Genomic DNA, 13,103 nt, shown 5'->3' on the forward strand with positions numbered 1-13,103 from the left:
GTTCGTCACCGAAGAAGGCGTCATCGTAGAAGGGGGGAGCGGCGATGGACATCCTTACCGAAGCACTGGCCTCCATGCGCACCGGCAGCCCGGCGTCCGTCCGCACCGACGGCCGCGCACCATGGGGACTGCGACTGCCGCCGGTCGCGGGAGCGGGATTCCACGTGGTGCTCCACGGAACCTGCTGGCTCGTCCCACTGGACGACACCCCGCCGATCCCGCTCGCCCCCGGCGACGTGATCTTCGTACGCGACGGCCGCGGCCACATCCTCGCCGATCACCCCTCGACACCGGCCGAGGAGCCGCGCCCCGAGCAGTTCAGCGACTCCATGCCGATCGGCTCCGTCTCGCTGGGCGGCGACGGCCCGCTCACCAGCTTGCTGTGCGGCAACTACCATCTGGATCAGGGCCGTCCACATCCCCTGGTCGCGCGGCTGCCTGAGATCATCCACCTGCCCACGAGACACGGCCACCACCCCGAACTCAGCGCCGCCGTCCAGCTGTTGGGCGCCGAGCTGGACAACCCGCGCCTCGGCTCCGAAGGCATCGTGCCCAGCCTGATCGACTCCCTGCTGCTCTACATCCTGCGTGCCTGGCTGGACGACCAACCCACCGATACCACCCAGGGCTGGGCCGCCGCCCTGCGCGACGCCGCGGTCGCCCCCGCCCTGGCAGCCATCCACCAAACACCCGCGACGCAGTGGACCGTCGAGTCCCTGGCCACCCGCTCCGGCCTGTCCCGCGCGGCCTTCGCCCGCCGCTTCACCGCACTGGTCGGCGAGCCGCCGATGGCCTACCTGACCCGCTGGCGCATGACAACGGCCGCCCAACTGCTGCAGCAGTCCGACGCACCACTGACGACCGTGGCGGCACGGACCGGATACGGATCGGAATTCGCCTTCGCCAAGGCATTCAAGCGGGAATTCGGCCTCGCCCCCGGAATCTATCGACGCCAGACACGCGCCGCATGACACCACCTCCGTAGGGCCGAAAGAAAGCCGCTGGAGGGACAGTTGGACCTTGCTTGCTGGACCTTGCTGGGCTCCCCGATCCCGTACCGGCACGACTGCTTCCCCGACCGCCCAGGAGCCGTTCTTCGCCGGCTCAGCTGAAGGTCGCCAGCGGACGCACCTGCAGGCCCGCATCCGCCGGGCCCGGGAAAAGATCCGTCGGTTCCAGATCACCCCGCACACCGACGGGCGCGGCACCGGACACGGCTCCGGGCCTGGGCGCGTACTGCTGGGTCGGGGAAGGAACCACTGGTAGCAGTGGGGCCCAGGCTCCTCACATCCGGGATCTCAGCACGTCGACCTCACAGCCCGGCGCGGACGGGTCGAAGCCGTGCTCGACCAGCCAGCGAACCCCCAGCAGGCTTCGCAACGACCACCACGCGCGGATCACGTCGAGGTCGACGTCGGTGCCGTAGCCGGCGATGACGTCGCTGAGGTGCGCCTCATGGCCGAGCGTGAGGGTGGCGAGGTCGTACAGGGCATCGCCCTGGCCCGCCTCGGACCAGTCGATGATGCCCGTGATCTCGTCGCCGTCGACGAAGACATGAGCGATCTGCAGGTCGCCGTGCGTGAACGCCGGGGTCCACGGCCGGAGCGCGGCCTCGGCGACCTGGCGGTTGCGGGTGACCAGGTCGGCGGGCAGGAGGCCGTTCGCCACGAGCAGTTCGCACTCGCCGTCGAGTTCCGCCGCCAGCTCGTCGAGGTCCCGGCCGGCCCGGCCTGTCCGGGCCGGCAACGGCGCGTCGTGCAACTTCCGGATGGCGGCGCCCGCCGCGGCCCAGGCCGCCGGGGACGCGGTCGACGGCTCGCCGAGGCGGCCGAGCGCCTTCCCCGGGACCGCGGCGATCGCGAGCACCGGTGGCTTGCGCCACAGGACCTGCGGGGTCGGGACCGGCGCCAGGGCCATCGCCTCGATCTCGACGTCGATGCGCGTCTGATCGGCGTTCACCTTCAGGAACACGTCGCCGACGCGCAGGGTCGCGCGCTCGGAGTGGGCGACGATGACCTTGACCTCATCCATGACGCCCAGTATCCGGGGGATGACCGTCGACGTCGCGGGCTTTTCTCGTATGCGATTGCGCGGTCGACCGCGTCCCCTACCCGGCGGCCTCGTGCACGACACCGACAGCTGACCGGGGTAAGCCCACCAGGCCGATCTCCCCATCCCATGCGTTCGGCCCCGGGCCGGTGGACGCGCCTTCTAGGGTGCGGGCATGGTCTCGCAAAGCTACCTCTCCGAACTGTTCTCGCTGGACGGCCGGGTCGCCGTGGTGACGGGCGGCAGTTCCGGTATCGGCCGAGCGATCGCCGAGGCTCTCGCACGAGCGGGGGCGAGCGTGGTGATCGTGGCACGCAAGGAGTCGGAACTGGCCGCCACGGTAGATGAGCTCACGGCGAACGGCTGCCGGGCGGCCTGGGTGAGCGCCGACCTGAGCACCCGCGACGGAGCGCGCGCGGCGGCGGAGCGGGCAGCCGAGGTGTTCGGTGAGCCCGACATTCTCGTCAACAGCGCCGGGATCAACCTGCGGCCGCCGATGGGCGAGCTGGGCGAGGAGGTGTGGGACGCCACGATGGCCGTGAACCTGGATGCCCCCTATTTGTTGGGCCAGCGGTTCGGGCCTGGCATGGCCGAGCGGGGCTTCGGGCGCATCATCCACATCACCTCCCAGCAGGCGCACCGGGCGTTCGTGCAGAGCGGCGCCTACGGGGTCTCCAAGGGGGCACTGGAGTCGCTGGCCCGCTCTCAGGCTGAGGCGTGGTCGCCACACGGCGTCACCTGCAACACGCTGGTGCCCGGCTTCGTCATGACCCCGCTCAACGCACGCTTGTCGTCCGACCCGGAGAAGGTGGCGGCGCTGGCCGCACGCACGATGGTCGGACGCAACGGCCTGGCCGAGGACTTCGCCGGAGCGGCGGTTTTCCTGGCCAGCCAGGCATCCGGTTACGTCACCGGGCAGGCGATCTTCGTCGACGGTGGGCTCTCCGTTCACTGAGCCCTACGCCGTACGAAGTCCGAACCGACTGGGGGCCACGAGCAGGGCCGGGGATTTTCGGAGATCGGCCTCACCGTTCGGTGGCCGGGCCACGGACGGGGCAGCCTTGGCCCGCCCCGTCCCGCCCCGCCCGGCCGCTCGCCTCGCCCTCCGCCCCCGCTACCGGTCAGGCATGCCGTGGGCCCGTCCTCCGTGGGGCCCACGGTCTTCCGGTCACATGTTGCGGCTCCATGCGTCGACCGTGGCGGCAGCCCATGCCTTGACGCGTTCCGCGAACTCTTCGGCCGGGAACGTCCCGTCGACAGCGACATCTTCGATCGTGACAGCGAAACGGGATGGCGGCGCGTCCCGGGGCGGCAGCGCCGCGTCGTGGGCAACTCGTGCAGGGGTGTTCTTCCCGCGATGGGAGTTGCCACGACGAGCCTGACCGACAAGTCGGTTCACCCCATCGAGGCCGCCTTGGAGATAGGCGTGCAGGAGCGTCCAGGCCATCGCACCATTGTCGGCGGGAAGCCGACTGGGGTGCTGCAAGAGGAAGCAAGAGACTGAGACGCCGTGCAACGGCCCCCACGGTGCCTGACGTGCATGGTCCAACGCGAGCAAGACATGGAACAGGTCGTCACAGGATCGCGCCTCCATGGACGCACCGCACTCCGCACAGCGTTCCACGCCTTCTCCTTGATCGTCGATTTCAAGTTCAGTGGTCAGGGGATAGGGGGTACGGGCGGCGGCTCAGCGCTGCGCGCGCTGCAGGCCGCGCACGGCTGGAATTGCCAGCAGCAGGGCGCAGGCGACGAGCGCCATGGACGCGGACACGCACAGCAGCGGCACCGTCCCTGCAACGACCGCCAACGGACCTGCCACCGCCTGCCCCACCGGCTTCATCACCAGCGAGCCGGCCGCGTCGTACGCGTGCACCCTGCCGAGGACGGCCTGCGGGACATGCGTCTGCACACTCGTGTGGAACATGACGATCCAGAACGCCATGCCCACGCCGCTCACCCCGTAGCACCCGGCGATGAGCGGCGCGGGAAGACCGAGAGCGACCCCCAACGGCATGAGCGCCCACAGGGGCATGGAGAGGGCGCCGGCCCGGAGTGGATACCGCGGACGGAGCCTGATCGCGACGATGCCGCCCACCACGCTTCCCGCGCCGAGGGACGACATGACCAGGCCGAACGTCGGTGCTCCGTAGTCGGTGACCAACGTGCTGTTGCCGAGGGTCATGGTGGGGCCGGCGCCCGCCAGCTGCCAGAGCATGAAGACGAGGATGACGCTCCACAACCAGGTTCTGGCCCGGAACTCCCGCCATCCCTCGACGAGATCGGCCCGGAACGACGAGGCGCCGTCCCGCGCGGCCGGGCCCATCGGGACCGAGCGGAGCAGGAGCAGGCAGGTGCCGCTGACCGCATAGGTCAGGGCGTCGAGGGCGACCACCGTTGCCGGTGAGGAGACCACCAGCAGCAGGCCGGCCAGCGAGGGGCCGATGACGGCGGTGACGGACTCGGAGATGCGCAGGGTGGCGTTGGCCTTCAGCACGTCCCGGGCGATGCGCGGGGTGATGCTGGCGACTCCCGGCTGGAAGAGTGCGCTGCCTGCCCCGACCAGGGCCAGCAGCACCAGGATCTGCCACAGCTGCGGCGTTCCCAGCAGGAACAGCAGTGCAAGCACCGCCTGGAAGCACAGCCGGGCCGTGTCCGAGACGACCATCAGCCGTCGGGCGCCGAAGCGGTCGGACAGCACCCCACCGAAGATGATCAGCGCTGCGAACGGGGCTACGAGCGCGGCCAGCGCATAGCCCACCCCACTCGTCCCGTATCCCGCCCGGATCACGGCGGCCGTGATCGCGACGGGGAGCATCGCGTCGCCCAGCAGAGAGGTGGTGCGGGCGGCGAAGAACAGCCGGAAGTCCGTCGTCCATAACGGAAGTTCAGACGAGGACTTCTTGACTTGCAGGTCATGGGCCATGCCCGAGCCAGCCACCGCTCACCGTCCCCCGTATGCCATTGGACCCGACCAGGGCGACACTTTCCTGCCTGGGACGTCCCCCGGTCAACGGAATATCTTCGACAGGCTCAGCAGGCACGCGCGTTCGTCCGACGGGCCCAGCCGGGTGCCGGTGGGAACCTCGGACCACCAGCGGCTCGGCGCCTGCGAGCACCAGACCCACGATCCGGCCGTCGAAGACCTCCGAAGTGACCTGCCGGAGCGTCAGAAGACCAGCTCAGGACACGAACCGTTGCTGGAGTACTAACCCTGCTTGCGTTCCAAGTCGATGTGCGCGCGCATGAGTTCGCCCGGGTTCGTCAGCGCTGCCATGGTGGAGAGTTCGCCGCACAGCACCGTGGCGGCCGCGATGACGGCGAGTCGGCGTGCGTTCTCTCCCGGCTCGCGTTCGGCCCGGCAGCCGAGCCGCGTCAGATTGGCCTCGACGAAGTCAAGATCCTTGCCGTTGCCGACCGTGCCCACGATCAGGTTCGGCAACGTGCACGAGAAATAGAGGTCGCCCTCCCGGTCTTCGGCCACGGTCACACCCTGTGAGCCCTCGACGATATTTGCCGCGTCCTGGCCGGTCGCCAGGTAGAAGGCGAGCAGCATGTTCGCGTAGTGCGAGTTGGCCGAGCGTATTCCGCCGGCCAGCAGTGTCCCGATCAGATTCTTGCGGACGTTCAGCTCGGCTATCTTGGCGGCCGTGGTGTGCAGCATTTCGGTCACCACGGAGCGCGGCACGAGCAGTTCGGTTACCACATTCTTTCCACGGCCCAGGATTCCGTTGACGGCGGTCGCTTTCTTGTCCGTGCAGTAGTTTCCGGAAATCGATCCGTAAGAAACCCCTGGAATGTTGTCCAGGATGTGCCCCAAGAGTGCCTCGGCCGCGAGCGTCGCCATGTTGTGCCCGGACGCGTCGCCGGTGGTGAACTCGAACCGGAGGAACAAAAGGTTGGCCGCGATCTCATGCCGGATGCCGACCAGTTCGGCGAATCCGCTGCAGGCGCGCACGACCTTGTTCAAGTCGTCGAACTGCGCGTCGATCCGGCGCGCGGCCGCGTACGCGGTCTGCGCGTCTTCGGCTTCGACGAGCACCGAGCGGGTCATCCGTTCGTCGACGAGGGTGGCGACGATACCGCGCTCGGTCTGCCGGGATATCTTCGCGCCGCGCCCCACGGAAGGCCACAGAGGCGACTCGTAGGTGGCGAGCGGGACTTCGGTCTCCGTGGCGGCTACATTCCCCGAAATCTTCAGTGGCCCCACCCACCTCATGGGGACCCCGGCAACTCCGTGCAGGTCGTTCATCGTGCACTTCCCGTCATCTGGCGGATGGTGCGAAGGCGCCGGTCGGTGCCGGAACACGGGTCCGGTCGCCCGCGCCTCGACTCCGCGGTTGGTCCGCAGCAGCGTAGAGCGCCGTTGATCATCCGGGCACACCGGTCCCCGGCCGGTGTGAATCCCCCTCGGGTGTATGCCAGTTGCCTGCGGTTCACCCAAGGCGGTGCGGTACGGCGAATCAGGAGAAGTGGCCGCACCGACGTGGTCGGGCCGGGCCCGCTGGGGTGTGCCGTCCGCCTGTGAGGGGACGCGCGGGTCCGCTCTGGAGGTGACGTCAGACAGCGTGCTCGCGACCTAGCGTCCTCGCATGAACGGTATCCGACGCAAAGCTGCAGCCGCTGCGCTCACGCTCCTGCTGCCGTTGCCCATCGCCCAGTCAGCATTCGCCGCTCCGGGACCCGCCGCCCACACGAGCTCCGACGCCTACGGTCCGCTCGCGCTTCCCCGTCCCACCGGCCCCCATGCCGTCGGCCGCACCGTGTTGCACCTGGTCGACAAGCACCGTCCGGACCCCTGGGTGCCGGCGGCGGGAGCACGTCAGTTGATGGTGTCGATGTACTACCCCGCCCACGCCGGCACGGGGGACCCGGCTCCCTACATGACCGTGGGGGAGGCCCGGTTGCTGCTGGCGGCCAAGGTTCCGGGCGGGTCCCTCCCGGCGGAAACGGTCAGCTCGACCCGTACCTGGGCGCGTACCGACGCCCGGCCGGTCGCCGGCAGGTACCCCCTGGTGGTGCTCTCACCCGGACTCGATCTTCAGCGCTCCAGCCTGACCGGTCTTGCCGAGGACCTGGCCAGTCGTGGCTATGTGGTGGCGCTGGTCGACCACACCTATGAGGCGCTCGGTGTCACCTTTCCCGATGGCCGTACGCTCGCCTGCGCCATCTGCGACCGGCGGGACATCACCCCCAAGGCCGTGGGCGTCAGCAGGGTCAGGGACCTCTCCTTCGTTCTGGACCGGTTGACGTCCCACCACCCTGCCTGGCGGGACGCCCGCCTGATCGACGCCCGGCGCATCGGTATGGCAGGTCACTCCTTCGGTGGTGACGCCACTGCCCTGGCCATGGCTGCCGACCAGCGGATACGGGCCGGCGCCAACCTGGACGGCACCTTCTTCGCGCCCTTCCCGGCAGCCGGGCTGAACCACCGCCCCTTCCTCCTGCTCGGCAACCAGCAGGACATGGTCCCGGGCAAGGAGAGCAGCTGGGACGACGCCTGGCAGCACATGAACGGCTGGAAGCGCTGGCTGACCGTGGCTGGCGCGGATCACAGCAGCTTCCGACCTGGATCTGCTCTACGCGGAGCTGGGCAAGCCCACACCCGCCGGGAAGATCCCCGGGCTACGTGGTGAAGAGATCACCCGTGCCTACCTCGGCTCCTACTTCGACCAGACCCTCAAGGGCCTCCACCAGCGCCTGCTGGACGGGCCCTCGACAGCGAACCCGGAAGTCACCTTCCAGCGCCCGTGATCCGGTCCGCTCAGGACACCAGGCCCGCCTGATAGGCGGCAATAACCAGCTGAACGCGGTCACGGGCCGCCAGCTTGTTCAGCAGACGAGCCACGTGTGTCTTGACCGTGGCGTGACCGATGAAGAGCTGCGTTGCGATCTCCCCGTTGGACAGGCCCCGACCGATCAGGGTCAGCACCTCCCGTTCCCGGTCCGTGATGCGGGGCAACTCCTGCCGGACCGGGGCGGGACGGGGCCGTTCGGCGAACTCACGGATCAGCCGACGGGTCACCCCCGGCGCGATCAATGCGTCACCACCGGCCACCACCCGGATCGCCGCGATGATGTCCGACAGCGCCATGTCCTTGACCAGGAACCCGCTGGCCCCGGCCCGCAGCGCGGCATACACGTTGTCGTCGTCATCGAAGGTGGTGAGGATGAGCACGCGGGGCGCACCGTTACCGGCCGCGACGGCCCGAGTCGCCTCAATGCCGTCCGTGCCAGGCATCCGGATGTCCATCACCACGACATCGGGCCGTAGCTCGCGAGCCAGTCGGACCGCTTCGGCACCCGTCGCGGCTTCGGCGACGATCTCCAGGTCGGGCAGATCGTCGATGACCATCGTCAACCCCGCGCGTACCAACGGCTGGTCGTCCGCCAGCAGGACACGGATGCTCATACCGGTATCCTCGCCGCCACCTGGAATCCGCCTTCGGGCCGGACACCCGCGCTGAACTGCCCGTTCAGCAGGGCAGCCCGCTCCCGCATCCCGGAAATTCCGAAACCGGGGCCACCCGCCGTCCCGCCCCGCCCGTCGTCGACGACCTCGATGGCCAGAGCCTCGGCCCGGTACTCCACCGAAACCCGGCAGCCGCGGCCGCCGGAGTGGCGCACCGCGTTGGTGACCGACTCCTGAATGATCCGGAAGGCGGCAAGGTCGACCTCGGGGGGCAGCGGTCGCCGCTCTCCCCGCCACTCGACCTCGACCGGGAGTCCCGCCTCGGCGGCCCTCTTGACCAGCCGGTCGACACCCTCCAGCCCCTCCGTAGGAGCTTCGGCTCCGGCCTGGCGGAGCGAGACCAGCATCCGTCGCAGCCCGGTCAATACCTCCCGGCTGCTGTCCTCGATGGCAGCCAGCGCTTGCCGTACCCGTTCGGGCCGGGTGTCGAGCACAAGGCCGGCCGCTCCCGACTGGATGGCGATCGCACCGATGCTGTGCGCGACCATGTCGTGCAGCTCCCGTGCGATGCGCAGGCGTTCCGCCATCACTGCCTGGGCCGCGGCATGGTCGCGGAGCGCCTGGCCGTACAGACGCTGCTGGCGTACCGAGTTGCCGATCATCCACGGAACTGCCGTGGTCGCCACCATGCCCAGAACGATGCTGGCCGCATCCCCGAATGTCTCGCCGTGATGGTCACCCGCCGACCACTGTCCGATCCACAGGGCCAGTTCGCCGCCGGCCGCGGTCAGAGCGGTCCGGCGAGGCCGGTTGGCCGCGAGATGGCCGACCAAGCAGTCCATCGCTGCGAACAGGGGCCAGGTTTTCTCACCGAGCGCGTACGTCAGCATCGACTCGGCGGCGACCAACCCGAAGACCGGTACCGGCCAACGCCGTGCCCAGCCGACGGGCAGCGCAAGAAGGACGGCCATGGCAGCCCGAAGCCAGAGCGCCGTGAAGAAATCCCCACGGTGGCCGGCCCACGCGAGTTGATAGGTCGTCGACCCGAACAACAGCAGCGCGAACAAGGCGGCGGCGCACCAGGACACCGCCGTCCACACGCCGGAAGGCAACCGTCTCAGCCACGGAGCACGCGGCGATGCTTGATCCACCGGTGGATGGTAGCCAGCTCCTGCACCACCCGACGTCCGCCCGGAGGCTTACGTCTGCCAGCGGACCGACGCCGAGCATGCCGCCCGATCCGATCCGCCGTCCAACGACCGCGTACCGGTAGGACGAGGGACATTGCTGGTTCATGGTGGCCATGCTGCGGCTGCCGGGCCGTCCGGTGCGCCGGGCGCCGCGTGGGCAGTCAGGATGCGTTCAGGTGGCCGGTGGCAGGGTCGCTGTCCATGACCTTTGAGACATCCGAGACCTCCACCCTCCACGAGACCGGCGGGCCTGTCGCTCCCGCGGGGCACCGGCTGCGCTGGAACAAGGTGCCTGAAGTCACCGCCTACTTCTGGTTCATCAAGGTGCTGTGCACGACGGTCGGGGAGACCGCGGCCGATCTGCTGAACGAGAAGGCCGGCCTCGGCCTGACCGGCGTGTCGGTGCTGATGAGTGCGCTGCTGGCGGTGGTGTTGGTGGTGCAGTTCCGTACGAGGGCCTACCGGGCGGGCGTGTACTGGCTCGCCGTGGCCCTGATCAGCGTCGTCGGCACCTTGATCAGCGACAACCTCACCGACAACATGGGCGTCCCGCTGGAGACGAGTACGACGGTCTTCGCCCTCGTTCTCGCGGTGGTGTTCGTCGTCTGGTACCGGCGCGAGCGGACGCTTTCCATCCACCACATCGACACCACGAGCCGCGAGTCCTTCTACTGGCCGGCGGTGCTGTTCACCTTCGCGTTGGGCACCGCCGCCGGTGACCTGGTCTCCGAACGCATGGACCTCGGGTACTGGCTGTCCGCCGTACTGTTCGCGGCGGCCATCGCCGCCGTGGCCATCGCACACTTCGCCCTCGGCCTGGACGCGGTGTGGAGCTTCTGGATCGCCTACGTCCTCACCCGCCCCCTCGGCGCGTCGATCGGCGACTTCCTCTCCCAGCCGACGGGCGACGGCGGCGTCGGGCTGGGCACCGTGGTGACCAGCGCGCTGTTCCTGACCGTCATCCTCGGTCTGGTCGTCTACCTGGGTGTGACGCGCAAGGACGTCACCGAGCTGGAGCGGACCTCCCGACACGCAGCCTGACCTGCCGAACGGTCCGCCTTCCGCTGGGATCGCCAGTCGCCAGTCGCCAGTCGCTCCGCCAGCTCAGAGCTGAGTACAGCTACTCATGCGCATCACTCCCGCACTCGGCACCCTGCAACCATGACGAACCCCCTTCCGGCGCCGAAAGGTTGGCGTCCTTGGTCCCACCGAACCCGTCGGGGTGTGGACCTCGCCCTCGCGATCCCGCTGTTCCTGCTGGAGACCGCGTGGCTCGTGCTGGACTGGATGTTCGGCCTCGGTATGGGTGTGGGCGGCGCAGGGTGACCGGGAGCGGATCGATGCGGCGAGCCTCGCGCACATGGACCGGGTGTGGGTGCTGCTGGTCGCCGTAGTCGTCGTGGCAGTTATCGCGGGAATCTTCCGTGCGCGCTGGACGGTGATCGCGCACCTGCTGGTGGCTCTCCTGGCCGGCGGGGTGCTGATGATCACGCAGCACCAGTGGGACGACAACCACACCCCGCCAGGGTGTGTCCGCTACAGCGCGAACTGCTGAGCAGGTGCCGTTGCTTCCTCCCCTCTCCTGTCCGGTCGAGAACGTGCGCGCCGTACTCGCGCGGACGGTCGTGCCCGCAACGAGCAGTCCGTGAAGGTCTCCCGCCCGCCCGACGCACTGGCGGCGAAGGCGCCGCCGCCGACCAGGGCCTCGCCAACCGCCATGGCGCAGGACTGGGCGGTCGTCGTGTTCCTGGGGTTACTCGGCGGCGGCATGATCGTCACCCTGCTCAACGGCGCCCTGGCCGGCCTCTGGTAATTACCAGGGCACGGGATGGTCCTGGTAGTTGAGGAACTGCAGACCCGGTTCGCCGCTGTGGCGGTCGATCGTGTCCGCCACACCAGGGACGGACTGGTCGATGGTCAACGGCGCGGCGGGGCCGCCGAGTTGGGTACGGACATGGCCGGGACACATGAGCAGCAGGGTATGCGCGGCATCGGCGTACCGGGCGGCGTAGCTGCGCATCAGCTGGTTCAGGGCGGATTTGCTGGCGCGGTAGACGTCGTGGCCGCCGTTGGTGTTGAGGGTGAGGCTGCCTTGGCGTGAGGACATGATGCCGATGGTCCCGGTCGGCGCCACCAGCGGGCGCAGGGACTCGACCACGCGCATCGGACTGAGAGCATTGGTGACCATGACCTCGACGAACATCTCCGTCGGGACCTCACCTCCGGGGATGTTGTCCCGCGCGATGGCGGCGTTGACGAACAGCAGGTCCAGAGTGCGGCCCGCCAGGCGTTCGCGTAACGCGGCGATCTGCTCCGGCTCGGTCATGTCCAGCGACTCGACGGTGACGCGGCCCTGGGAGGTCTCGGCCAGGTCGTGGAGGCCGGTGCGTCGATCGCCCCGGACGGTGCCGATGACGCTCCAGCCCCGGTGGGCGTACTCGGTGGCCAGGCCGAGCCCGAGGGCCCGGGACGCCCCGACGATGAGGGCGGTCTTGGTGCTCATGCCTGGACCGCCGGCCTGAGGACCTGCTCGCACCACTCGCGGAAGGAGGTGGGGCTCGCGGTCTGCGCGGTGCGCGGCACTGCGTCGTCGAGGCCGTCGGCCTTGGCCCGCATCATGTCGAGGTAGCCCTGCACGAGCGCATCGCTCATGCCTCGTCCCGCCAGTGCCTTGTGCAAGTCGTCGAACGTCTGCCGTTCGTAGCGGATCGGGCGGCCGAGCACGTCGGACATGGTGCGTGCCAGGTCATTGGGCGAAAGGTCTTCGGGGCCCAGTACCGGGACTTCGCCGGTCCCTGTCCACGTGCGGTCGAGCAGGAGGTCGGCGGCGGCCGCGGCGATGTCGCGGGTGGCGACCATCGGTGTCTTGCGGTCGGCGGCGGCGGTGTCGGTGAACACGCCGTGGTCGCGGATCGAGGGCACCTGCCACAGCAGGTTGTCGAGGAACGTGGGGTTGGTGAGCGCCCGGTAGGCCACGCCCGTACTCGCGATGAGGTCGTCCATGGCCAGCGACGCCGTCACGTGCCCGGCGCGGCCGGCGACGGGGGTGCCCCGGCCGAGCGCCGAGACGCCGACGACGTGTCCGACCCCATGGGTGGTGAACGCCTTGGTGGCAGCGTGGGTGAATCCGGAGTACATGGCGGTCAGGCTCGGCGCCTGGGTGTTTGAGGGGACCAGCCAGAAGACGGCGTCCGCGCCGGTGAAGGCCCGGTCGACGACGGCTGCGTCGTCGTGCGAGCCGGTGACCACGTCGACCCGGGCGCGGATCGCGTCGGGGAGTTTGCCGGGGTCACGCACGATGACGCGCAGCTCTTCGCCGTGTGTGCGGTCGTTGAGCAGGATGTCCAGGAGCCGGCCGCCGATCTGGCCGGTGGGAGTGGTGATGACGATCATGCGTCGAGTCTCGGGCCGGTCCGTTCGTGGCGTCCAATACCCTTCCCGACGATTGATACCTT

The 13,103-nt window shown here is 69.2% G+C and carries 13 protein-coding genes and 1 pseudogene; 6 read left to right on the plus strand and 8 right to left on the minus strand.

Translation table 11 applies throughout. The features are described 5' to 3' along the window. The first annotated feature begins 44 nt into the window (after positions 1-44). Positions 45-971, plus strand: coding sequence for an AraC family transcriptional regulator (locus AB0E02_RS02970; protein WP_362135277.1), 927 nt, complete (start codon positions 45-47; stop codon positions 969-971). Positions 972-1,284: 313 nt separating this feature from the next. Here the strand turns inward: AB0E02_RS02970 and AB0E02_RS02975 are convergent, their stop codons facing one another. Next, positions 1,285-2,031 (minus strand): aminoglycoside phosphotransferase family protein, encoded by a 747-nt coding sequence (locus tag AB0E02_RS02975; RefSeq protein ID WP_362135279.1) that lies wholly within the window; start codon positions 2,029-2,031, stop codon positions 1,285-1,287. 193 nt (positions 2,032-2,224) lie between these two features. Here AB0E02_RS02975 and AB0E02_RS02980 point away from each other — a divergent pair, with 193 nt between their 5' ends. Further along, complete coding sequence (locus AB0E02_RS02980; RefSeq protein ID WP_362135281.1) at positions 2,225-3,004, plus strand: SDR family oxidoreductase; 780 nt, start codon at positions 2,225-2,227, stop codon at positions 3,002-3,004. Positions 3,005-3,217: 213 nt separating this feature from the next. Here AB0E02_RS02980 and AB0E02_RS02985 read toward each other — a convergent pair whose 3' ends face one another. The 3 genes from AB0E02_RS02985 to AB0E02_RS02995 all read right to left on the minus strand — a co-directional run bounded on the left by AB0E02_RS02985 (position 3,218) and on the right by AB0E02_RS02995 (position 6,298). Further along, positions 3,218-3,673: a DUF5946 family protein gene (locus AB0E02_RS02985; RefSeq protein ID WP_362135283.1), complete on the minus strand. Its 456-nt coding sequence runs from the start codon at positions 3,671-3,673 to the stop codon at positions 3,218-3,220. Between the two features lie 63 nt (positions 3,674-3,736). Continuing rightward, positions 3,737-4,972: an MFS transporter gene (locus AB0E02_RS02990; protein WP_362135285.1), complete on the minus strand. Its 1,236-nt coding sequence runs from the start codon at positions 4,970-4,972 to the stop codon at positions 3,737-3,739. Positions 4,973-5,254: 282 nt separating this feature from the next. Continuing rightward, entirely contained in the window at positions 5,255-6,298 is a 1,044-nt protein-coding gene (locus AB0E02_RS02995) for a hydroxymethylglutaryl-CoA reductase (protein WP_362135287.1), read from the minus strand. Between the two features lie 340 nt (positions 6,299-6,638). Here AB0E02_RS02995 and AB0E02_RS03000 point away from each other — a divergent pair, with 340 nt between their 5' ends. Next, positions 6,639-7,682, plus strand: a complete 1,044-nt coding sequence (locus AB0E02_RS03000; protein ID WP_362135289.1) for an alpha/beta hydrolase — start codon at positions 6,639-6,641, stop codon at positions 7,680-7,682. 128 nt (positions 7,683-7,810) lie between these two features. Here AB0E02_RS03000 and AB0E02_RS03005 read toward each other — a convergent pair whose 3' ends face one another. Further along, positions 7,811-8,458, minus strand: coding sequence for a response regulator transcription factor (locus AB0E02_RS03005; protein WP_362135291.1), 648 nt, complete (start codon positions 8,456-8,458; stop codon positions 7,811-7,813). Next, positions 8,455-9,558, minus strand: a complete 1,104-nt coding sequence (locus AB0E02_RS03010) for a sensor histidine kinase (protein ID WP_362135293.1) — start codon at positions 9,556-9,558, stop codon at positions 8,455-8,457. Before AB0E02_RS03010 ends, AB0E02_RS03005 begins: the two co-directional genes overlap by 4 nt. A gap of 291 nt (positions 9,559-9,849) precedes the next feature. Here AB0E02_RS03010 and AB0E02_RS03015 point away from each other — a divergent pair, with 291 nt between their 5' ends. The 3 genes and pseudogenes from AB0E02_RS03015 (at position 9,850) to AB0E02_RS03025 (ending at position 11,461) form a co-directional block, all read left to right on the plus strand. Then, positions 9,850-10,689, plus strand: coding sequence for a hypothetical protein (locus tag AB0E02_RS03015; protein ID WP_362135295.1), 840 nt, complete (start codon positions 9,850-9,852; stop codon positions 10,687-10,689). 120 nt (positions 10,690-10,809) lie between these two features. Further along, a pseudogene (locus tag AB0E02_RS03020) lies at positions 10,810-11,203 on the plus strand (DUF6234 family protein). A 90-nt stretch (positions 11,204-11,293) separates the two neighbouring features. Next, the gene (locus AB0E02_RS03025; RefSeq protein ID WP_362135297.1) at positions 11,294-11,461 is read left to right on the plus strand and encodes a hypothetical protein; all 168 of its coding nucleotides are present in this window, start codon (positions 11,294-11,296) and stop codon (positions 11,459-11,461) included. Here AB0E02_RS03025 and AB0E02_RS03030 read toward each other — a convergent pair whose 3' ends face one another. Then, positions 11,462-12,151, minus strand: coding sequence for an SDR family oxidoreductase (locus tag AB0E02_RS03030; protein WP_362135299.1), 690 nt, complete (start codon positions 12,149-12,151; stop codon positions 11,462-11,464). Further along, positions 12,148-13,041: an NAD(P)H-binding protein gene (locus AB0E02_RS03035; RefSeq protein WP_362135301.1), complete on the minus strand. Its 894-nt coding sequence runs from the start codon at positions 13,039-13,041 to the stop codon at positions 12,148-12,150. Before AB0E02_RS03035 ends, AB0E02_RS03030 begins: the two co-directional genes overlap by 4 nt. Positions 13,042-13,103 lie beyond the last annotated feature (62 nt).

This window comes from Streptomyces sp. NPDC048196 (genome assembly GCF_040652715.1).
GTDB lineage: Bacteria > Actinomycetota > Actinomycetes > Streptomycetales > Streptomycetaceae > Streptomyces > Streptomyces siderophoricus.

What these genes read in the sequence shown, in the direction of transcription:
- AB0E02_RS02970 (WP_362135277.1), top strand. Translation starts at nt 45, where the DNA reads ATGGACATCCTTACCGAAGCACTGGCCTCCATGCGCACCGGCAGCCCG.
- AB0E02_RS02975 (WP_362135279.1), bottom strand. Translation starts at nt 2,031, where the DNA reads ATGGATGAGGTCAAGGTCATCGTCGCCCACTCCGAGCGCGCGACCCTG.
- AB0E02_RS02980 (WP_362135281.1), top strand. Translation starts at nt 2,225, where the DNA reads ATGGTCTCGCAAAGCTACCTCTCCGAACTGTTCTCGCTGGACGGCCGG.
- AB0E02_RS02990 (WP_362135285.1), bottom strand. Translation starts at nt 4,972, where the DNA reads ATGGCCCATGACCTGCAAGTCAAGAAGTCCTCGTCTGAACTTCCGTTA.
- AB0E02_RS02995 (WP_362135287.1), bottom strand. Translation starts at nt 6,298, where the DNA reads ATGAACGACCTGCACGGAGTTGCCGGGGTCCCCATGAGGTGGGTGGGG.
- AB0E02_RS03000 (WP_362135289.1), top strand. Translation starts at nt 6,639, where the DNA reads ATGAACGGTATCCGACGCAAAGCTGCAGCCGCTGCGCTCACGCTCCTG.
- AB0E02_RS03005 (WP_362135291.1), bottom strand. Translation starts at nt 8,458, where the DNA reads ATGAGCATCCGTGTCCTGCTGGCGGACGACCAGCCGTTGGTACGCGCG.
- AB0E02_RS03015 (WP_362135295.1), top strand. Translation starts at nt 9,850, where the DNA reads ATGACCTTTGAGACATCCGAGACCTCCACCCTCCACGAGACCGGCGGG.
- AB0E02_RS03030 (WP_362135299.1), bottom strand. Translation starts at nt 12,151, where the DNA reads ATGAGCACCAAGACCGCCCTCATCGTCGGGGCGTCCCGGGCCCTCGGG.
- AB0E02_RS03035 (WP_362135301.1), bottom strand. Translation starts at nt 13,041, where the DNA reads ATGATCGTCATCACCACTCCCACCGGCCAGATCGGCGGCCGGCTCCTG.